Below are 20,531 nucleotides of genomic sequence, written 5' to 3'. Positions count from 1 at the left end.
TTCAACTAAACCCAGCTAACCACAGCGGAAGCATCAACAGCAACCCGACAGAAGTGATGGCGATGCTGCTAGCTAACAAATCGCGATCGAGCTCGTAGACTTCTGCTAAAATCAGCACCGAAAGAGCCGTGGGCGTTCCCGACATCAACACCAACACGAACCTCGGATCGCCACTCAATCCGAAATAACTAGCACCCAATCCGATTAGCACCGGCACAATTACCACTTTTAACAGCGACGGGATTAACGCCAGTTCAAAACTTTCCCATTTCTTAATAGACCTCAGCCGGATGCCAACCAGCAGCAAAGCACTGGCAATTACCACCCAAACAGCAGTCTGCAATCCCGATTCCACCGTCTCGGGCAGGGGGATGTTTCTAGTATAAAAACCAATTAAAAAAGCCCACAGGGCGGGAACTGTCAGCACGTCCCGGAGCTGAGTCCACCAGTGATTTTTTTGCTCGGAATTCCCAAAATAGCTAGCAATAAATACACCGAAACAATAAGTTCCAATAACATTGTTAGTGACGCTGTACAAGACAGCCCAGTTGTTGTTATCGCTGCTGACGATAGCGGGGGTGATTGCTAATCCGACAAAGCCGGTATTTCCTAACATCGCAGCTAGGAGAAAACTCCCTTGGCTCGATCGCTTCAGGGAATTAAAATTTAATAAAAATAAGTTAACCAGAGAATTTTTGCCCTGAAAATAGGGCTTTTTGATGTGGGCCGCACTCAGCTTGCGCAATAACAGCCAAGTCAACCAAGCTAAACTCGTACTGAGAAATAACACGAATATGGCGATCGCCGGCGTGAATCCCACAGCACCCGAAAAATCGCTCTGACGGGCTAAAACTAGAATTTGCAGCGGTATCCCAATCCAGAAAAGAAAGTGGCTCAGCAGCTTGGGAAAATCAACTGGGATGTACCGAAACAGCAGCAGTCCCAAGCCCGTCCAGATAACTAGAGGCGTATAAGCGTGAAATAAGGTTTCAATCATAAAAATTTAACTTGACAATTTGAAATGCCTCTATCTATTAATAGTAATGCTAAAACCCGTTTGAGAAATGCGATTTGTCGTTAGCGGAGCTTGCAGCTATTGGATCGCACTTGCCCGCTTTTTCGCCCTTGCGCGTCCGCAGCACTGCGGGCCCTAAAATTTCCGAACAGACGCGCAACGTTTTCCTGCCGTTTCCTTCGCACCGAAATACGGCGAGACTAAATCTGCTCGACTTGCACCGATCAATTCAATTTCAAAGCATTAACGGGCACATCATCCCAAGAACTAACAGTTCGCAAGGTAGCAACCCAGCCCTGTTGTTTTTGCTCTGGGGTCAAATTCTGCTCAAAAGATTGGTGGCATTCCTGCGCTTGAGTCTCATCGCAACAAGCAATGCAGGAATAAAGAATGCCCGACGGATCGATTTGCTCGTTTACCCAAATAATCACGATCTATTCTCTCAATCAAAATCTACTGTTAGTTAAATTTTCCTATATTTTTGCCAATTATTTACTAGGATTTACGCAACAAAAAATTGACGCACGGGTGCCCAGAAACCGGGTTTTTCCGAAAAGACGCGTTGCCAACCGCAGATCCCGCAAAAAACCCGGTTTCTGAGACGGGCGAGTGCGATCGCGAACTGATAAAATTACTTCGAGGCCAAAGTCACCAAAGACTCGCCCGCAACCCGGCAAATCCGCCAGTCGGGCATCACATCAGCACCGATACCCTTGTAAAATCCGATCGCCAATTCATTCCAATCCAAAACACTCCATTCCAAACGCCCGCAGCCCCTTTCAACCGTCAACTGCGCTAAATAAACTATCAAAGACTTGCCAATTCCCCGCCCTCGAAACTCAGGGATCACAAACAAATCTTCCAAATAAATTCCCGGCTGAGTCAAAAAAGTAGAATAATTGTAAAAAAACAGCGCCCAGCCCACAACTCGATTTTCGCACTCCGCTAAAATCGCTTCAGCAAAAGGTCTCACGCCAAACAAATGATTTTCCAAATCAACCGCATTACCAGTAACGGCATGAGATAATTTTTCGTACTCAGCTAAAGCTTTAATCAAATCAAACAGCACGGGCACGTCGGCGCGGGTAGCTGGACGCAAAATTACCTCAGAAGACATAAATAAGTAAGTAGTACGCGACAATCAACAATTAAAAATACCACATCAAGACATTTTTAATTTGTAATTTTTAATTAAGTTTTTCCACATTGAATCAGCATATATAGCAATCCTAAATCATTGGTGAATTTCTTACTCCCTCCCCTTGATAAGGGGAGGGTTGGGGTAGGGTAAAAAGTTTACGACTCCTGCAAAAATTGTTATATACGGCGGGGTCGGAGTGTCCCCCACAATAATTTTAAGATTTTTCAAAATGCCAACTCAATGTTTTTAGCTTATTTCAACCAGCCCTTCAATCGTTCCGTCACTTGAGGGCGGCGCAGCTTTCGCATTGCCTTATTTTGAATTTGACGGACTCGTTCGCGGGACAAATTGAACAAACTGCTCACCTCTTCTAAAGTGTAAGGTTCGCCGGTCAGCAAACCATAACGCATAGCAACAATCTCTTTTTCCCGCTCAGTCAAAATACTGTCCAACACCTCCAAAATATCTTGGCGCATCATCATCTCATTCATCTGAGCTTCGGGAGATTGCGTCGCGTTATCTTCGAGAACATCCAAAAGTTCCGAACTTTCTTCTGAGCCGATGCGGTGGTTGAGAGACAAAGATTGCCGACGTACTTGCTGGAGGTAGCGAAGCTGTTCGCAAGTAACTTGCATTTCTCTAGCAAGTTCAGTTTCAGTTGGATTTCGTTGAAGAGAACGCCTCAAATCCCGATAAACTCTTTTGAGTTTATTTAACTGTTCGACAATGTGAACCGGCAAGCGAATTGTCCGCCCTTGATTGGCAATTGTCCGGGTAATTCCTTGGCGAATCCACCAATAGGCATAGGTAGAAAATTTGTAACCCTTCTCCGGATCAAACTTTTCGGCAGCTCGATTCAAACCTAAAGCTCCTTCTTGAATTAAATCCAGAAAAGGCACGCCCCGGTTGAGATAGCGTTTGGCAATCGAAACCACCAAGCGCAAATTCGAGCTGATCATTTTCCGTTTCGCCGACTGACACTGGTGGCGAAGTTGTTGCAGTTGAGTTTCGCTCACCCCCAAAGCCGCGGCGAGTTCAGCTTTTGTTGGCACTCTGTCCAATTCCTGCTTTAAACGCTCTTCTACTTCCAGAAGGGCTACCAATTCTTGAATGCGACGCGCCAACTCCACCTCTTCGGTGGCAGTCAGTAGAGGATAGCGAGCCATTTCTTTGAACAAAGCTCCCACGGGATCGTCGGCAGACCAGTTGTTGTATGCTGACGATCGAGTTACCGTCGGACGATCGATCTCAGTGTCTTCATCCTCTGCGATTGCGAGTGAGGCTTCGGAGGCCACCGCAAAACTGCCTAGGTCAGATTCTGCCATATAATGCTTGGTGTCCGTGGGATGATTTGAAAAGTATCCCTTAACTTTAACCAATTTAACCGGAAATTTCCGAAATCCATCTAGAAGCCCGTGACAGAAATTAGATTGCCCCAATTTTAGACCTTTTTATTGAGTTCGAGCCAGTAAAGGAGCTGCCTGCAATAATTGCTGAGTGTAAGGGTGCTGCGGATTAGTAAAAATATCCCTAGTCTTACCGATTTCAACAATTTTTCCAGCATTCATTACCGCAATACGATCGCAAAAAAATCTCGCCACCCACAAATCGTGCGTAATAAACAGATAAGTCAAATTAAATTCCTGCTTCAACTCCAACATCAGCTCTAAAACTTGAGTCTGCACGCTGGCATCCAGCATACTCACCGGTTCGTCGCAAATTATCAGTTGCGGCCGAGTAATCAAAGCGCGGGCGATCGAAACTCGCTGCTGTTGTCCGCCTGACAATTCCCCCGGATAGCGGCCAAAGAAATCCTCCCCTGGAGTCAAACCCACCCGCTCTAACATTTGCATTACTTGTTTTTTAGCTTCCGGGGCATTAGCTAATTTGTGAATAAACAAAGGGTCAGCAATACTTTGCCCGACAGTCATCATCGGATTCAGGCAAGCGTGGGGGTCTTGAAAGATCATTTGCATTTCGCGGCGGTGTTTCCTCACAGCATCGCGGTTCAGGGCAGTTATATCTATTCCTTGAAATTCCACTTTGCCGCCAGTCGCGGTAATTAGCTGCAAAATCGTGCGTGACAAGGTACTTTTGCCGCAGCCGGACTCCCCCACCAGCCCTAGGATTTCTCCCCGTTGTAGCTCTAAACTAACGCCGTCTACTGCTTTAATTACCTGGCGATTCCTGGAAAACAACTGATCTAATAAATTGCTTTCTAAACTGTAGTGTTGCTGCAAATTCGTTACGGTCAAAAGAGGCGAATTTGTTAAGTTTGCAGTAACGACTTCAGTCCTGATTTCCTCGAATGCTAACCCTTTGTCAGAATCGGCTTGAATGTGCAAAGCTGCTTTGAGGAGCGATCGAGTATATTCGTGTTGCGGGCGTTCAAAAACATCCAGCACCGGCCCTGTTTCCACGACTTTGCCGCCGTACATCACCGCAATGCGATCGCAATACTCAGCCACCATCGCCAAATCGTGAGAAATTAGCAAAATAGCCGTTCCCCGTTCCGCGCAAAGTCGGGTTAATTCCTGCAAAATCTGGGCGGCTACAGTTACATCCAAACTTGTAGTCGGTTCGTCCGCCACAATTAACTTCGGATCGAGCAAAAGAGCCAAAGCAATTGCTACTCTTTGTCGCATTCCGCCGCTAAATTCGTGGGGAAATTGCGACCAGCGAGAGGCGGGAATTTTCACAGCTTCCAAAATCTCGATCGCCCGTTTCTTAGCTTGCTTGCGATCCAAATTCGGTCTGTGAGCTTGCAAAGTCTCGATGCAATGTTCTCCTACAGTCATCAAAGGATCAAGACGAGTCATCGGATCTTGAAAAATCAATGCTACAGCTTCGCCCCGAAACCGTCTCAGCCGCGAAGCATTCATATCAAACACCGACTCTCCAGCAAAACTAACTCGCCCCTCAATCAGCGTTGAATCCGGCAGCAACCGCATCGCCGCCCTTCCCAAAGTTGACTTACCGCACCCGGACTCCCCAACTAATCCGAGCTTTTCCCCCGGTTTCAGCGTCAGGGAAACCCCGTCAACGGCCCAACCGGATTGGCCCCGCCGCTGAGGATAAGCTACTCGCAGATTGTCAACTGAAAATAGAGAAGAGTCATTAGTCATTAGTCATTAGTCCTTAGTCTGTTAACTGTTGTCTGTTGTCTGTTGTCTGTTGTCTGTTAACTGTTGTCTGTTGTTATTTATCAATATACTGGCCGTTAGTTGCTAGTTATTAGTATTCTTCACGACTTATTAGTTATTGGCAAGAGACCGATATGCTGTTTGTAAATAGCAATAGAAATTGCTACAAACAAAGATTTTATCACTACATCATTAACCGACCCACCGCTTACTAACAACCGTCAACAGTCAACCGTTAACAGTCAACCCTCAAAAGATTTTATCACTACATCATTAACCGACCCACCGCTTACTAACAACCGTCAACAGTCAACCGTTAACAGTTAACCCTCAAAAGATTTTATCACTACATCATTAACCGACCCACCGCTTACTAACAACCGTCAACAGTCAACCGTTAACAGTTAACCCTCAAAAGATTTTATCACTACATCATTAACCGACCCACCGCTTACTAACAACAGTCAACAGTCAACCGTTAACAGTCAACCGTCAAAAGATTTTATCACTACATCATTAACCGACCCACCGCTTACTAACAACAGTCAACAGTCAACCGTTAACAGTCAACCGTCAACTGTCAACTAATAACTGACTAAATTTCCCTGCGCTTCAACTCAGCTCTCCGCAGTATGTAAGTAGCGGCACAATCTGCGTGAGGATGGTCTGCTAAAACTTCCGCGAGTTCCAACACATATCCGGCGATATCCGGCCCCAGCTTCTCAGTCAGCACTTGACGTTCCCGAGAGGCGAGTTCTTGCACGCGGGCCTTAGCTTGCCAATTCGGAGAAAACATCTTGTCAATTTCGGTGTGGAATCCCAGACTTTCGAGAATGTCCCACTCGCCGTTATCGCACCAAATGCCCCCGCACAACATACAGCGCTCTATGTAAAAGGGCACTCTGCTGAAAGGAACTTTCGCCCGCGACAGATAGTGACCGTCTTCGGGACACAGCGCTGCTTTGCTGTCGTAGACAGACGGGGTGAATTCTATGCCGAGAGTCCCTGTCGCATCAGGCTTCTCGGATTTGTTGTACCACTGGCTCTGCTCTTTTTGCCAAGCTTCGTATTCTCTGCCTGGAATCCAGATACCGTAACAGTTGGGACACCACTGCACCGACATACGGCCAGCTAAGGTACCGCCTTCTAAATTGGGATGTTTACATTTTGGACATTCCACCGCTTTATTTCTCCTTGCCTTATTAATTCCCTGTTAATTCAATTATTAATTCTGTATCTGGGCGGGCCCTGAAGAACCAGAATTTTTTTGCAGCAGCGCGCCACAGTAGCCAATTAGCGTGTTAAGCCGCGCGATCGCCGCAGTTTGCCTCGCCTTTGCTGTCGCTGGCTGGCGCGACGCTTGCAAAAACGTGACATCTGTCCCCAATAACCGCAGTTGCTTGTGAATTTCCGTCAAATAGGACTGCTCTGGGGGTGTTTCTGAGGCGTCTAACTCATCGCTTTCGGCTCTCATAATTTGGTTTCCGAAAAATTGTTGCACTTTTGTGTATTCGATCGCCAGCGCGGCCCGATCCAGATTATCCTGTGCAGCAGTTCTTTGTAGTTGTTCTAGTGCTTGCTGTAATTCTTGGTAGCACTGGCGACGGTCTTCGGACAATATCATGATTTTGTAAACAAATTTGTATTTATAATCAAAGTAGATACTTACTTAAGTTTGCTCATATGGAGGGAAGCCGTGCGTTTTTGGAGCAATTCCCTGTTTTGTGAGAGCTTTTTTTGATTTGCTGCCCTGACTCTACCCTTCTGGCTGCTGCTTTTAGTTTAGCGTTGCCGGTAAATGCCGATCCCCCGCAACCTCAACTGCTACCGCCAAAATATGCTTATTTTACCCGATTTTCCCCGATCGACAGACTGCGGCGGCGGCAGTGGTGTCACTATATTTTCCTACCTACGAGGGGGGGCGACTCGGGATTACATAGGTATAGTTTGAGAAAAATCGACTATTTTTTTGAATTGCAAATTGTGGCATTCAATTAGTTTAGTATAGCTAAACACATAATTTCGGCAATTCAACCGAAAACCGGCTTTTAACCATTTGTATTTCTAAGTTTTAAAGGTGTACCCCATGAACGCGAACACTCTGACTCCCTCTCCTTCGATCGATCCTGCCGTAGTTCCCGATTGGCTGCAAGAATGCCTGAATACTCGATCGCAGCCTGATGCGGGTTCTAACCAGAATTGTTCGGCTGACGACAGCTTAATTTGTCGGGCCTTTGAATTGGCCCGCGACTTGCACGAAGGACAGTACCGCAAATCAGGAGAACCTTACATTTGCCATCCGGTAGCAGTCGCTGGAATACTCCGGTATATGGGCGGCAACAACGTCATGATTGCCGCCGGCTTCCTCCACGACATTGTTGAAGATACAGATATTACTCTCGAAGAAATAGAACAGCGGTTCGGCGCTGAAGTGCGACAGTTGGTTGAAGGTGTCACCAAGCTTTCTAAGTTTAATTTTTCCAGCAAAACAGAGCGCCTTGCGGAAAATTTCCGCCGAATGTTCCTAGCAATGGCTAAAGATATTCGCGTCATTGTCGTCAAACTGGCAGACCGGCTGCACAACATGAGGACTTTGGAGCATTTGCCCGAAGAAAAGCAGCGCAGTATTGCCCTAGAAACCCGAGATATTTTTGCTCCCCTGGCGAACCGTTTGGGTATCGGGCGCTTTAAGTGGGAATTGGAAGATTTAGCGTTTAAATACCTGGAACCGGAAGCTTACCGCGAAATTCAGGAATTGGTAGCGGAGAAGCGAGGCGATCGAGAAACTCAACTCGCAGAAGTCACAGATAGTTTGCGAGAAAGGCTTGACAATTTAGGCATTAAATGCTATGAAGTTAGCGGCCGTCCCAAACATTTGTACGGGATTTATGGGAAGATGCAGCGTCGCCAAAAAGGATTTAAGCAAGTGTACGATATTGCTGCGGTGCGGATCATAGTAGAAACTAATGATGACTGTTATCGGGCTTTGGCGATCGTCCACGATTCTTTCCGCCCCATTCCCGGCCGCTTTAAAGATTATATCGGTTTACCAAAAGCCAACCGCTATCAATCTTTGCACACAGGAGTAATCGGAACAAGCGGCCGCCCCATCGAAGTGCAAATTCGCACCGTAGCAATGCACCACATTGCAGAATACGGCATTGCCGCGCACTGGAAATACAAAGAAACCGGCGGTTCTAACACAACAGTCACCGGCGACGACGAAAAATTTACTTGGCTGCGGCAACTCCTAGAATGGCAAAGCGACCTCAAAGACGATCGCGAATATTTACAAAGCATTAAGGACAACTTATTCGACGAAGATATTTACGTTTTTACTCCTAACGGAGACGTGATTGCTCTCAATAGCGGGTCAACTCCCGTAGATTTTGCTTACCGCATTCACACAGAAATTGGCAATCGCTGCACCGGTGCGAGAGTCAACGGGCGAATGGTAACACTAGACAAGGTTTTAAAGAACGGCGATATTGTAGAAATCTTGACCCAAAAAAATGGTCATCCGAGTTCCGACTGGCTGAATTTTGTCAAGACAAACGGAGCAAAAAACCGAATTCGTCAGTGGTTGAAGCGATCGCACCGAGATGAAAATCTTGCTCGCGGGCGGGAATTGCTGGAAAAAGAATTAGGTAAAAACGGATTAGAATCTTTGCTGAAATCTGAACCCATGCAGTCTGTGGCTCAGCGCTGCAACTACCACAGCGTCGAAGATTTAATCGCCGGTTTGGGCTACGGCGAAGTTACCTTAAATCTCGTAGTCAATCGACTGCGAGATTTAGTAAAAGTGCAGCAAAAAATTGAAGCTGCTCCCGCAGGAACCCACGAAGTACCCCAGCTAATACCTGCATCGACGACACCGAAACCACTACCGAGTTCATCTCCGAGCAAATCGCCGATCGCAGGTGTAGAGGGATTGCTTTACCATTTAGCCGGCTGTTGCTGTCCGATTCCTGGGGAATCAATTATTGGAGTTGTGACTCGCACTCGCGGAATTTCGATTCATCGGCAAGGGTGTTCCAATGTTGAGAGCGTACCGGGCGATCGGTTAGTTCCCGTAAGTTGGAATTCGAGCGATCGCAATGCTAGCCGCCCGAATACTTATGCTGTCAACATTCAAATTGAGGCTCTCGATCGAGTAGGAGTTCTCAACGATGTATTGTCGCATTTAAAGGACAACAAAGTCAACGTCCGCAGCGCTCAAGTAAAAACCTATCCCGGTTTGCCCGCATTAATTGATTTGTGCATGGATATTGAGGATAAGGAACAGTTCGAGCGGACTTGTATGCAAATTAAAAAGATGAGCGATATTTTGAATTTGCGGAGGCTGAGTGAAGGGACTTAAGAGGAAATTCTAACTGTATTGTAGGTGCGCGCGGCGCACCTTACCATGCGCTAATACAAGGTTCATCCCATGAAATTTGAAATTTTTTCAGAGATAGCATTGCGAGAAGACATCCCCAAATATAATCTAAAAAAAGGTGCTACAGCAACTATCGTTGAACACTACCAGATGCTTGAATGTGAAGAAGATGGTTATAGCTTAGAGGGTTTTAATGTCGAAGCAATTACAGTTGAAGTTGCCGAGTTCCAGATTGAAGCAATAAAAGCTCCTGTTTTGCAACTTGCAAAAGTAGGCTGACGCGGGAATCTACTAAAATTTAAACCCTTTATTTCCCCGGAGTTACTGGCTTTGGCTCGCCCAACTTTTGCAGCAAAAACTCCTGGGCGACTTCTCCAGCTTCCTGCTGTTTCTTATCAACTTGATAATTGAGTCGTCGCATATCTTCCTCGGAGATTTTGCCGCCCAATTCTGCGAGGACTTGACGCAATTCTGGGTATTTTTCCAAAATTTGCGATCGCACAACCGGAACTGCTTCGTAGGGCGGGAAATAGTTCTTGTCATCTTTGAGAACTACTAAACCTAAACTTTGAATCAAACCATCAGTCGTATTGCCAGCAATCACATCTACTTCTTTTTGTTGCAGGGCTTGATAAAGCAATCCTAACAGCAACTCCTTCGGTTGTTCTCGAAATTTAATCCCGTAAGTTTTAGCCAATCCGGGAAATCCATCTTCTCTCTCGTTAAATTCTGGGCCGAAACCAGCCCGGAGGTTAGGTGAAGCTTTCCCAAGTTGCGAGAGAGTTTGTAAATTGAGTTTTTTGGCATCGTCTCCCCGCACAATAATCGCAAAACTGTTATTAAATCCCAGCGGTTCCGTCCATTCTGCTTTAAACTGTTTGGGATATTCTTGTTTGAGGTAATCGAAGACTTTTTTGGGGTCGGAAATCGGTTTCTGTTTCAGGAGGTTGGCGTAAGCAGTCCCCGTGTATTCGACGTACAAATCGATTTTACCTGCTGTTAGGGATTGATGGCAAAGCGAACCTCCGAGATTCAGTTCTCGTTCTACTTTGAGATCTGTTTTAGCTTCGATATGGCGTGCTAAAATTTCTGCGAGGATGACTTGTTCGGTAAAGTCTTTCGAGCAGATGACAACTTGCTTTTCGGGCTTAGAGGTACATCCTGCTACTGCAAGCAAGCAAAGCAGCCAGCAGGAATAGAAAAAAAAATCGTTCTTAGATATTTTCATGACTTAACTCAAATTAAAAATCTACAATTAATACCTTATAAGTTATAGCATAAAGCCCAGATCGCAGACTTTTTCAACAAGTCTGCGCTTTAACACCGATCGCACTTTACCAGAAAGAATTGGTTTAAAGCCTCTCCCTTATAGGGAGAAATTAAAAGAAGACTATTCATTACTCCAATCCTCGGACTTCCAGGTAGAGGTCGCTATCTTGCGGTCAACTGTCAACTGTCAACTGTCAACTGTCAACTGAACCAAGTTCCGTTTTCCTGTTGTAACATTTATTTATAGACATGGAGGACAAAAAATGGTAATCAGCGTCAGCGATATTATCCAGCAGCAGCGGCAATTTTTTGCGACTGGGAAAACTAAAGATGTGGATTTTCGGATCGAACAACTCAAGAAGCTCAAAAGTGCGATCGTTTCCAATCAATCACGGATTGTGGATGCTGTCAAGGCTGATTTGAACAGGCCGGAGTACGAGGCTTATTTTGAAATTGCTGCGATCGCAGAAGTTAATTATGCCATCAAAAATGTAAAATCGTGGGCAAAGCCGAAAAAAGTGCCTACTTCGATCGATCAATTCCCAGCATCGGCCCGCATTTACCCAGAACCTTTGGGCGTAGTTTTAATCATCGGGCCTTGGAATTACCCATTTCAGCTAATGATATCACCTTTAGTCGGGGCGATCGCCGCCGGCAACTGCGCCATCCTCAAACCTTCAGAAATCGCCTCACACACGTCGGCAGTTGTCGCCGACATGATTACCAAAACCTTCGATCCCGCCTACGTAGCCGCCGTCGAAGGAGGAGTCGAAATCAGCCAACAATTATTAGCCGAAAAATTCGACCACATCTTCTTTACAGGCGGCACAAAAATCGGTAGAATAGTCATGGAAGCCGCCGCCAAACACCTAACACCCGTCACATTAGAATTAGGCGGCAAAACTCCTTGCATTGTAGACTCAGATATTCAAGTTGAATACACTGCTAAACGCATTGCGTGGGGCAAATTCATCAATGCCGGTCAAACTTGTATCGCTCCCGATTACCTGTTAGTTGATAAAAAAGTTAAACCCGATTTGATGCAGGCAATTAAAACAGCAATTCACGGATTTTACGGCGACGATCCGCAGAAAAGTCCCGACTATTCCCGAATTATCAATCAGCATCATTTAGGACGTTTGGCAGAATTTATCAAAGACGGAGAAGTTGTCGTCGGCGGTCAAACAAACCCCGAAGATAAATATATTGCACCCACGGTTCTCGACAAGGTTTCCTGGGATGCGCCTGTGATGCAGGATGAGATTTTCGGCCCGATTTTGCCAGTTTTGGAGTATGATGATTTCGGGGAGGCGATCGCCCAAATCAACGCGCGTCCCAAACCCCTAGCTTTGTATTTGTTCTCGAAGGATAAAGAAAAACAAGAGCGAGTCTTGCGCGAAACTTCTTCCGGCGGAGTTTGCATAAACGACACGGTTATGCAAGTCGGAGTAACAAGTTTACCTTTTGGCGGAGTTGGCGACAGCGGCATCGGCACCTATCACGGAAAAGCAAGTTTTGACACTTTTTCTCATCAAAAAAGCGTCCTGCAAAAGTCATTTTTACTTGACTTAAAATGGCGGTACGCTCCCTATCTAGGTAAGTTGGATTTGATTAAGAAAGTTATAGGTTGATCGATCGCACTTGCAGGGGCGGGTTCACCAACGTTTACAATATCAGCGAGATAGCCAAATCAACCCGCCCCTTCCTGATATTATCGGTCAAGCGATTCCACGGTGAAGGAAAATTTCCTTAAATTTTAAAGGATTGCTGATCTGTTTTATGAACGATTTCGATCACAATGTCTACGCCACTCTTAAAGGACAGTTGCCCCGTCCCAAATAATCCACATTAAAAATGTCTATAATATCTTTTAGCATCCGATCGCTAAAAAGGAATTTATGGAACCTTTATCAAAAAAACGCTGTGCCGCCTGCCGCCCCAACTCTCCCCGCGTCACAGCTTACGAAATTGTCCAACTAAAACCTCAAATTCCCGAGTGGAATTTCATCGAAAAAAATGGCATTCCCCAGTTAGAACGCACTTACAAATTCCACGATTTCAAAAGTGCGATCGCCTTTACAAACAGCGTCGGCGAAGCAGCAGAAACCGAAGGACATCACCCCGCACTGTTAACCGAGTGGGGAAAAGTTACCGTTACTTGGTGGACTCACGCGATTTCTGGACTGCATCGCAATGATTTTATTATGGCGGCGAAAACAGATGCGATCGCCAATCAATTCCCCAAATAAAATCCGACTTATAGCCCGATCGTAGTTTAAGAAAGCACCGCCCTAGGCACTGGGGAATGCGGTTGATTGGCATTATTCAACAACTCCAGATTGAGTCGGTAGCCGACATTCCGTACAGTTTGAATCAGGCTCGGCTGTCGCGGGTCGATTTCGATTTTTTTACGCAGAGAGAGTACGTGAGTGTCGATCGTCCGGGGGTTATCAATAGCATCGGGCCAGGCCCGACGCAGCAAATCCGAGCGCGACAGCGGCACTCCTCCAGCTTGAGCGAGCACGTACAGAAGGCTAAATTCCTGGGGAGTCAACTCAATATGTTCCTCGTACAACCTCACTCGGCGCTGCACCAAATCAATTTTCAGCAGCCCGCACTCCAGCGTCGCCGGCGGTACCATCGTGCGGTTGCGGCGCATCAGAGCTTCCACCCTGGCCATAAACTCTTGCATCCCAAAGGGTTTAGTCAGGTAATCGTCTGCCCCCGCCTTCAAACCTTCAACAATATCCGATTCCGAATTCCGCGCCGACAGCATCAAAATCAGTGACTGCTGCTGCTGTTGCAGCCAGTTGCAAAATTCCAAACCGTCCCCATCGGGCAATTGGGCATCCAGAATGACTAGGGTTGGCTGGCGGCTGAAAAATATTTCCCTAGCGTGACTGATATCCGCTGACTGGTGCACCCAGTGACCGACTTGCTGTAGATGCCAGCCCAAGAGCGATCGCAGGTGCGGATTCCCTTCAACAATTGAAATACTTGCAGATTCCACAGAGGCGAGCTTCCCATATCACTAATTGCTACAAGGTTAACAGAGCTTTTGTCAAGCTTTTGTAACCATCGCTACTCAAGCATGAGCTGCATTTAAAGCAGCGGACATACCTAGGGCAGGAATTTTAAAGATTGGGTTAATTTAGCAGGGTCAGCCTGCAGAATGGTTAAATCATTCTGGCGATGAGCTTACAATGAAAATAAGACAGTGTAAAGCCGATCGACCCCATGCCCCAACCGCCAGCTAAAAGCGATCCCCCTGACCCAGTCCCCACTCCCAGGAGGTTGACAAATCGCGCAAGTGAAACTAGAATTCCTCCAACCGTTCGCTCGGTAGCCGGAACACTCACCCACTTTGACCGCAAAATTCAGCAACATCCCGACTCCATTAAACGCACAGCGAATTATCTAGGTGCGCGCAAAAAGTCGAGCAACTGCATTGCAACGAGTGAAATTTTTTATGGAGGGTAGCCTGTTGAGCAGGGTAAAAACTTTTATTTAGAAATAGCCTCAAGCTGAGCCACTCAGCATCAATCGAGGTCATTCCTAAATCCCGCCGTCATTATACAAACCACAAAGGATTTCAAACTCACACTATGCTACAAGACACCCAAACAATCCGGCACTACCAAAAACTCACCGACGCCCTCGTCGAAATGTGGAATAGAGGTTATCGCTTCGATGACCTGCGGCTTTACTTAGACGGCTATTTAGCAGCCCTGCGGCATTCCAACAGTTTGGAGCCCTATCTGATTCACAGACTAGAGGAAGAAGCAGCGCGTTACATTCACGACCCATCCAATTTTGCAATGCCACAGACACAGACACAGGCTGAATCAGACTACTATTAAATAGCAAATTCGGTTTGATAAACCCTTGATGATTTGGGAATTGGGAATTGGGAATTGGGAATTGGGAATTGGGAATTTTAACGGGTTCCCTGGCTCTGCCTGGGAACCCATGTCCAGAGGCTCGACCTCGCTTTCGGAGCCTAAAAATTGGAGGTCGAGCCGACCGCATTGCGTTACCAGGCAAAGCCTGGGAACGAATAATTAAGTAAATCAACTTAATTCAAAGTAAAACGCGATTGCTGTTATTTCCCCAACTTCTTTAAGAAGTCGGGGAAATGTTTTTTCTGTCTAATTTAAGAAGCCAAAGCCACTTCTACAACTTCTTGCAATTCGCCCTTTTGATACATCTCGATCATAATATCCGAGCCACCAATAAACTCACCGTTGATATAGACTTGGGGAATTGTCGGCCATTGGGAATACTCTTTAACGCCTTGACGAATTTCCTGGTCTGCCAAAACATCAACAGTTTCGTAAGGCACTCCCAAAGTATTGAGAATTTGCACCACAGTATTAGAGAAACCGCACTGGGGCATTAACTTATTGCCCTTCATAAATACCATGATTTTGTTTTGCTTAACCAACTCGTCAATTCTTTCATGTGCTGCTGTAGTCATGGTAGCTCCTAATATTGTTTGAAAATTTTTAAACGTTGACTGACGCAGAAACCGGGTTTTTTAGGACAATCTTTCGTTACAGCCATAGATTCCGGTTAAAAAACCGGATTTTTTGGGTTTTTGTGCGTAAGTGGAGCAGTTCTATTTCAAGCAACTCTTGACACCAGCACAAACTTGTGATACCCACTTGCAAGTCAACAATTAAGCAACTTGATTCTTCGCTTCCCATTCTGCAGGAGTTAACGTTTCCAAGCCCAAAGCGTGGATGGCTTCACTAGCCATTGCCTGTTTGAGAGCGCCGTAGACCAGTTGGTGCTGCTGTACTCGGCTTTTTCCTTCAAAGGCTGCAGAGACGACTCTCGCCTGGTAGTGGTCACCGCCGCCGGTCAAATCGTCAACTTGTATTTTAGCGTCGGGCAACCCTGCCTTAATCATTTCTGCTACTTGAGACGGTGTAACCATTGGTTTCTGTGATAAACGGCTGTAATTTAGATTTTAGTGGAACTATTTTGTCGATGAGCTCGGTTGACTGCTGGCAGGCCGGGGATAGGGCGCATCCACAAAACCCAATTCCAGTAACTGCTGGTAAGCTTTCTTGCCCAAGTCGCGAGTTGGCTGCTGCGATCGAATAATCTGAATCAGCAGGGGCACAGCCAGTTCCGGTTTATTTTGCGCCCGGTGTACCAACGCCAGTCGGTAGGTAGCTTCGTCGCGCATTTGGGCTGTTTCTACAGCTTTGGTGCGGTGGCTTTCGGCCAAGCGGATGTCAATTCCGGCAAAACTGCTACCCAGTTGTTGATAGAAGTTGGACAGTTGATTGAAAATTTGGCGGGATTCTTGGAGTTTTTGAGTAGCCAGTGCGTAATTCTGATTGGAAATAGCACTGCTGGCTTCTGTCATCAAACGCTGGCCTCCTGGGACGCTCAGCAAGCTGCTGTCTTGCGTCAGAGGGCGAAGATTGTTGGGGTCTGTGGGGTCGTCGGCAGGTTCGACTTGCAGTTGGTTCTCTGGCGCAGAAGGTTGTTGTGCTTGGACTTGGAGCGGTTGCAACAGGGTAAAAGCTGCGATCGCCCCGATCGTAATCCGGGCAGTGGAGCGAAGCCAACAAACAGTTCCAGAGTATACCATGAAATTACTTTGCGCCTGTGCGCTTTAAAAAAATATTTAGCTTGAGCCGATCTTACCATTGGCGATCGCAACCGGCTAAGTGTAAACCAATTTTGTGCAAATGTCAAAGGGTGGGCGATCGATTTTGGATTTTAGATTTTGGATTTTAGATTTTGGATTGAACCAGGAAATCGCGGGGGATTAGACAGATCCCGGCAATCTAGTCCTGGACGCAGAAACCGGGTTTTTTTACCTAAATACTGGCTTTGAGGCTTTAAAAATGGTGGAAAACCCGGTTTATTTGGTTTTGATGGGTAAGTCCCGATCTAATTCAACAGTAGAACGAACCATGAATATCACAATTGAAAAAACAGCTTACGGTCAACTGCTGGCTAAATCTCAGCCTAAGCCAATCCTGAACGAAGAAGATAATGATCTTGCCCTCGCAGAAGTCGAATCCCTAATGTCCCAGGAAGAATTAACTCTAGAAGAAGAAACTTTACTGAGTCTCTGGGGGCTGTTGATCGAAGAATACGAATCAAAATATTACCCAATTCCAGAAGTGACTCCCCGGGATGTTCTATTGCATTTCATCGAAGTTCGCGAACTCAAACAAGCCGATTTAGTGGGCGTGATTGGTTCCAAAGGAGTAGTCTCTGAGGTGGTTAATGGGAAACGGGCGATTAGCAAAGCCCAAGCTAAGGCGCTGGGAGAATTTTTCAACGTTAATCCTAGCGTGTTTATTTGACTGAGATGTTGCACCATTCTCGCTTAACAGGCAAGATGCCTGTTCCACAAGAAAATTTATCTTTTGTGGAACAGGCATCTTGCCTGTTCAGAAAAGGCTTATTGACAATGGTGCAAGATGTGAGTTTGAGGGATTTGCTGAATCATTGTTAATAAACCTTTTACGGGCGGGCTAGAAGCCCAACCCCTACTCCCCACAAGAAGAAAATTCAGTTTTTGTGGAACAGGCATCCTGCCTGTTCTTGAGAATATATTGACACTCCCTGACCTGAAGGTGCAGGGATTCTTGGTTCTGCGACAGACCTTAAAATCATCTATCCTTTCGGCAATACTTAAACCAGATATCCGCTCAAAAGAGCCAAGTATCGAGCCTAACTTAGATAACCTCAGAGGGTTTGTCTCCCCAAGCTTTCGAGAATTTTTTCTCTTGTTTCTGTGTGTCCCACAGTACGTTTTATCTCGAAAAAGTTTAGTCTCTGATCTTAGCTTACGTTAGTTAGCCTAGCTATGTTTATTCGTGGTTTTCGCCACCCACTAGCCATTATTATTTTCCGACCAGTCGTTTGAGCGTGGTGTCTCATGTGTATCGGCGGTTATTCTACCTGTGACATAAGTCTTATTTTACCAGGTTTTGAATAAAATACAAAGTTTGGAATAAAATACAAAAAAACTTAAAATAAATATATTAATGAGACTAGACAACTCAAACAAAAACTAAAGTTAATTAAAGCCGTCCTAAAAGGACGGGGCTTTAGACCCAGTTTTTCGGTAAGACTACATCAAAATCAAACAGGAACATTTCTGATGGTACAACCCAGCAAACCCACCTCCGACACTCTCCAAAATTATCAAGGAATTGGAGTCCCAGATGAAAGTCTGGCACTGATTTTGCAGCGCGGTGGCGATGAATTGCTGCTGTCAAAAGTTCCCAACCGCTTTACAGTCCGCCCCTCATCAACAGCATCAGCCTCAAATGATTGGACTGCAACAACTGGGGCAAAACTCAACCGTCGCGTCGGCCAAAGCAATCTGGAAGAATATCTCGTTACACCCGATCGCCTAGAAGCAGCAATGCAAGCAGCCCGCGCCAGCGATGCTGTAGCTTTTGCCAGCCACGTCTATTGCCCCGCGAACAATCCCAGTACATTCTTTTATTTAACCGACCAAATTACCATTCAATTTGGCGAACAAGTAGACGAACAATCGCGAAAAGCGATCGCCAATGCAGCAGCTTTAAAAATAGTCCGGCCAGTAGAAGGAATTCCCAACACCTTCGTCTGCGAAGTCACCAAACAAGCAACAGAAAACCCGGTCAAAATTGCCAACCGCCTGACAAGATATCCAGAAGTTCTGGTAGCTGAACCCAACATTGTAGTAGAGACGCAGCAGCATTACACGCCCCGCGATCCGCTTTATCCCAAACAGTGGTATCTAAACAACAAAGGCGGCAACGAACTTGTCGGCGGTGCTCAAATTTATGCAGAACCAGCTTGGAACCTGACTCGCGGAGTTCGATCGATCGTAATTGCGATCGCCGACGATGCAGTTGACATCACCCACCCAGATTTTCAAGGCCAAGGCAAAATCGTCTCACCCATCGATTTCAAAGACGGCGACACTTCCCCGATGCCCGTAGCCGACTCAGACAACCACGGCACAAGTTGTGCCGGCGTCGCCGTTGCTGAAGAAAACGGCAAAGGCATTGTCGGCGTCGCCCCCGGCTGCGCCCTGATGCCCATCCGTACCACGGGTTTTCTCGATGACGATTCTGTCGAAAAAATATTTAATTGGGCGATCGCAAAAGGGGCCGCCGTCATTTCTTGCAGTTGGGGGCCTGCGGCAGTTTACTATCCCCTTTCCCTGCGGCAGAGTGCAGTCATCACCAAAGCAGCAACCCAAGGGCGGGGCGGCAGAGGCTGCGTTATTCTGTTCGCTGCGGGGAATGCCAACCGCCCAGTCAACGGCACAATTAACGAAAAAGGCTGGCCCAACAACGTCGTGGGCGGTCAAACTAGATGGCTAAACGGATTTGCCGTTCACCCAGACGTAATTGCCGTCAGCGCTTCCACTTCCCTCAACAAAAAAGCAGCTTACAGCAATTGGGGCACCAGCATCTCGGTTTGCGCCCCCAGCAACAACGCGCCGCCGGGAACTTGGTTGCCAGAAACCGGATTTATCGGCACGCCGCCGGAGGTGACGCAGTATTTGCCCGGTTTGGGGGTGTTTACTGCCGATCGAGTGGGCGATCGGGGCTACGACTGGGGGGACTATACTAATACTTTTGGCGGTACTTCCAGCGCCACTCCAGTAGTCGCTGGGGTTGCAGGGTTGATACTTTCGGCTAACCCCCGTTTGACAGCGCGGGAAGTGCGGGGAATTCTCGAACAAACTGCTGAGAAAATTGTCGATCCCGATCCCGATCCCCAGTTGGGCAATCGCATGGGAAATTACGATCCTAACAACGGCCGCAGCGATTGGTTTGGTTACGGGAAAGTGAATGCTTTTAAAGCTGTGCAAGCTGCGGTGAGAAAGGGCGGCGGCAATCCGAATATCGGGGGTGCGGTGTTCAGCGATATTTCTGGACATTGGGCACAGAAGTTTATTGAAGCTTTGGCTGCGGCGAATATAATTAGCGGTTTTCCTGACGGTTCTTTTAGGCCTGATGACAGTTTAAATCGCGCTCAATATGCGGCGCTGTTGGTGAGTGCGTTTAGTCCGATTCCGAGGGCGCCGGCTACAAATTTTATTGATGTTTCTGCTAGTTTTTGGGCGAGAAGTGCGATCGAACGGGCAAATCGGGGCGGCTTTTTGGCGGGGTTTCCGGGGTTGAAGTTCGGCCCGAATCAGAATTTGACTAAGAGTGAGGCGATCGTATCTTTGGTTAACGGTTTGGAACTCAAGGGCGGCAATCCTGATTCTTTGAAAGTTTACATCGATCGCTCTCAGATTCCTAATTATGCTTTAAGTGCGATCGCCACAGCAACAGCTTTGAAGATTGTGGTTAATTATCCTTCCCGCGATTGGCTTTCGCCGCAGCGGGATATTACCCGCGCTGAGATTTCGGTTTTGATTTACCAGACTTTGGTGGCGATTAATCGGGCAAAGGCGATCGATTCTCCTTACATTGTCTAGCCAAGAACAGTAAAACAGGTTCGTAATGAGGACTTCAGTCCGCATAAATTCGAGGACTGAAGCCGCTATAATTCGCGAGTCAAACCACTTTTCGTAAGTGCTGACGAAAAGTCGCTCTTCTG

19 protein-coding genes are annotated in these 20,531 nt (G+C 46.6%); 7 read left to right on the top strand and 12 right to left on the bottom strand.

Annotated elements, in window-relative coordinates:
- Position 1: 1 nt before the first annotated feature.
- From QUA44_RS09410 to patD, 7 genes are all read right to left on the bottom strand, one after another.
- The gene (locus tag QUA44_RS09410; protein WP_333249987.1) at positions 2–997 is read right to left on the bottom strand and encodes an AEC family transporter; all 996 of its coding nucleotides are present in this window, start codon (positions 995–997) and stop codon (positions 2–4) included.
- 242 nt (positions 998–1,239) lie between these two features.
- The gene (locus QUA44_RS09405; protein WP_333249988.1) at positions 1,240–1,446 is read right to left on the bottom strand and encodes a glycogen debranching protein; all 207 of its coding nucleotides are present in this window, start codon (positions 1,444–1,446) and stop codon (positions 1,240–1,242) included.
- A gap of 200 nt (positions 1,447–1,646) precedes the next feature.
- Positions 1,647–2,132, bottom strand: coding sequence for a GNAT family N-acetyltransferase (locus tag QUA44_RS09400; protein ID WP_333249990.1), 486 nt, complete (start codon positions 2,130–2,132; stop codon positions 1,647–1,649).
- Positions 2,133–2,407: 275 nt separating this feature from the next.
- Positions 2,408–3,481 (bottom strand): RNA polymerase sigma factor, RpoD/SigA family, encoded by a 1,074-nt coding sequence (locus QUA44_RS09395; RefSeq protein WP_333249992.1) that lies wholly within the window; start codon positions 3,479–3,481, stop codon positions 2,408–2,410.
- A 126-nt stretch (positions 3,482–3,607) separates the two neighbouring features.
- A complete protein-coding gene (locus QUA44_RS09390; RefSeq protein ID WP_333249994.1) occupies positions 3,608–5,281 on the bottom strand; it encodes an ABC transporter ATP-binding protein in 1,674 nt (557 codons plus the stop codon).
- Positions 5,282–5,894: 613 nt separating this feature from the next.
- The gene (locus tag QUA44_RS09385; RefSeq protein ID WP_333097139.1) at positions 5,895–6,479 is read right to left on the bottom strand and encodes a zf-TFIIB domain-containing protein; all 585 of its coding nucleotides are present in this window, start codon (positions 6,477–6,479) and stop codon (positions 5,895–5,897) included.
- A gap of 45 nt (positions 6,480–6,524) precedes the next feature.
- Positions 6,525–6,923 (bottom strand): heterocyst frequency control protein PatD, encoded by a 399-nt coding sequence (patD, locus tag QUA44_RS09380; RefSeq protein WP_333249996.1) that lies wholly within the window; start codon positions 6,921–6,923, stop codon positions 6,525–6,527.
- Positions 6,924–7,385: 462 nt separating this feature from the next.
- On the opposite strand from patD, the gene QUA44_RS09375 reads away from it, so the two are divergent.
- Together QUA44_RS09375 and QUA44_RS09370 are read left to right on the top strand one after the other, a co-directional pair.
- A complete protein-coding gene (locus QUA44_RS09375) occupies positions 7,386–9,659 on the top strand; it encodes a bifunctional (p)ppGpp synthetase/guanosine-3',5'-bis(diphosphate) 3'-pyrophosphohydrolase (RefSeq protein ID WP_333249997.1) in 2,274 nt (757 codons plus the stop codon).
- Between the two features lie 69 nt (positions 9,660–9,728).
- Entirely contained in the window at positions 9,729–9,956 is a 228-nt protein-coding gene (locus QUA44_RS09370; RefSeq protein WP_333249998.1) for a DUF4926 domain-containing protein, read from the top strand.
- Between the two features lie 28 nt (positions 9,957–9,984).
- Here QUA44_RS09370 and QUA44_RS09365 read toward each other — a convergent pair whose 3' ends face one another.
- Positions 9,985–10,905 (bottom strand): glycine betaine ABC transporter substrate-binding protein, encoded by a 921-nt coding sequence (locus tag QUA44_RS09365; RefSeq protein WP_333250000.1) that lies wholly within the window; start codon positions 10,903–10,905, stop codon positions 9,985–9,987.
- Positions 10,906–11,209: 304 nt separating this feature from the next.
- Between QUA44_RS09365 and QUA44_RS09360 the strand changes: the two genes are divergently transcribed.
- On the top strand, positions 11,210–12,577 hold the full coding sequence (locus QUA44_RS09360) for an aldehyde dehydrogenase (protein WP_333250002.1): 1,368 nt from the start codon (positions 11,210–11,212) through the stop codon (positions 12,575–12,577).
- Positions 12,578–12,844: 267 nt separating this feature from the next.
- Complete coding sequence (locus QUA44_RS09355) at positions 12,845–13,195, top strand: 4a-hydroxytetrahydrobiopterin dehydratase (RefSeq protein ID WP_333250004.1); 351 nt, start codon at positions 12,845–12,847, stop codon at positions 13,193–13,195.
- A gap of 26 nt (positions 13,196–13,221) precedes the next feature.
- Here QUA44_RS09355 and QUA44_RS09350 read toward each other — a convergent pair whose 3' ends face one another.
- Positions 13,222–13,956, bottom strand: a complete 735-nt coding sequence (locus tag QUA44_RS09350; RefSeq protein WP_333179760.1) for a response regulator transcription factor — start codon at positions 13,954–13,956, stop codon at positions 13,222–13,224.
- Positions 13,957–14,551: 595 nt separating this feature from the next.
- Here QUA44_RS09350 and QUA44_RS09345 point away from each other — a divergent pair.
- On the top strand, positions 14,552–14,806 hold the full coding sequence (locus QUA44_RS09345; RefSeq protein ID WP_333101986.1) for a DUF6761 family protein: 255 nt from the start codon (positions 14,552–14,554) through the stop codon (positions 14,804–14,806).
- A gap of 293 nt (positions 14,807–15,099) precedes the next feature.
- Here QUA44_RS09345 and grxD read toward each other — a convergent pair whose 3' ends face one another.
- From grxD to QUA44_RS09330, 3 genes are all read right to left on the bottom strand, one after another.
- Positions 15,100–15,423 (bottom strand): Grx4 family monothiol glutaredoxin, encoded by a 324-nt coding sequence (grxD, locus tag QUA44_RS09340; protein WP_172192602.1) that lies wholly within the window; start codon positions 15,421–15,423, stop codon positions 15,100–15,102.
- A 201-nt stretch (positions 15,424–15,624) separates the two neighbouring features.
- Positions 15,625–15,885: a BolA family protein gene (locus QUA44_RS09335; protein WP_006634035.1), complete on the bottom strand. Its 261-nt coding sequence runs from the start codon at positions 15,883–15,885 to the stop codon at positions 15,625–15,627.
- Positions 15,886–15,927: 42 nt separating this feature from the next.
- A complete protein-coding gene (locus QUA44_RS09330; protein WP_333250006.1) occupies positions 15,928–16,551 on the bottom strand; it encodes a hypothetical protein in 624 nt (207 codons plus the stop codon).
- Positions 16,552–16,879: 328 nt separating this feature from the next.
- On the opposite strand from QUA44_RS09330, the gene QUA44_RS09325 reads away from it, so the two are divergent.
- Both QUA44_RS09325 and QUA44_RS09320 read left to right on the top strand, forming a co-directional pair.
- Positions 16,880–17,278, top strand: coding sequence for a transcriptional regulator (locus tag QUA44_RS09325; RefSeq protein WP_333250008.1), 399 nt, complete (start codon positions 16,880–16,882; stop codon positions 17,276–17,278).
- An 803-nt stretch (positions 17,279–18,081) separates the two neighbouring features.
- Positions 18,082–20,409: a S8 family serine peptidase gene (locus tag QUA44_RS09320; RefSeq protein ID WP_333250010.1), complete on the top strand. Its 2,328-nt coding sequence runs from the start codon at positions 18,082–18,084 to the stop codon at positions 20,407–20,409.
- The last annotated feature ends 122 nt before the right edge of the window (positions 20,410–20,531 follow it).

Source organism: Microcoleus sp. N9_A2 (assembly GCF_036701775.1).
Lineage (GTDB): Bacteria > Cyanobacteriota > Cyanobacteriia > Cyanobacteriales > Microcoleaceae > Microcoleus.
This window is presented reverse-complemented; position numbering and strand designations above follow the sequence as displayed.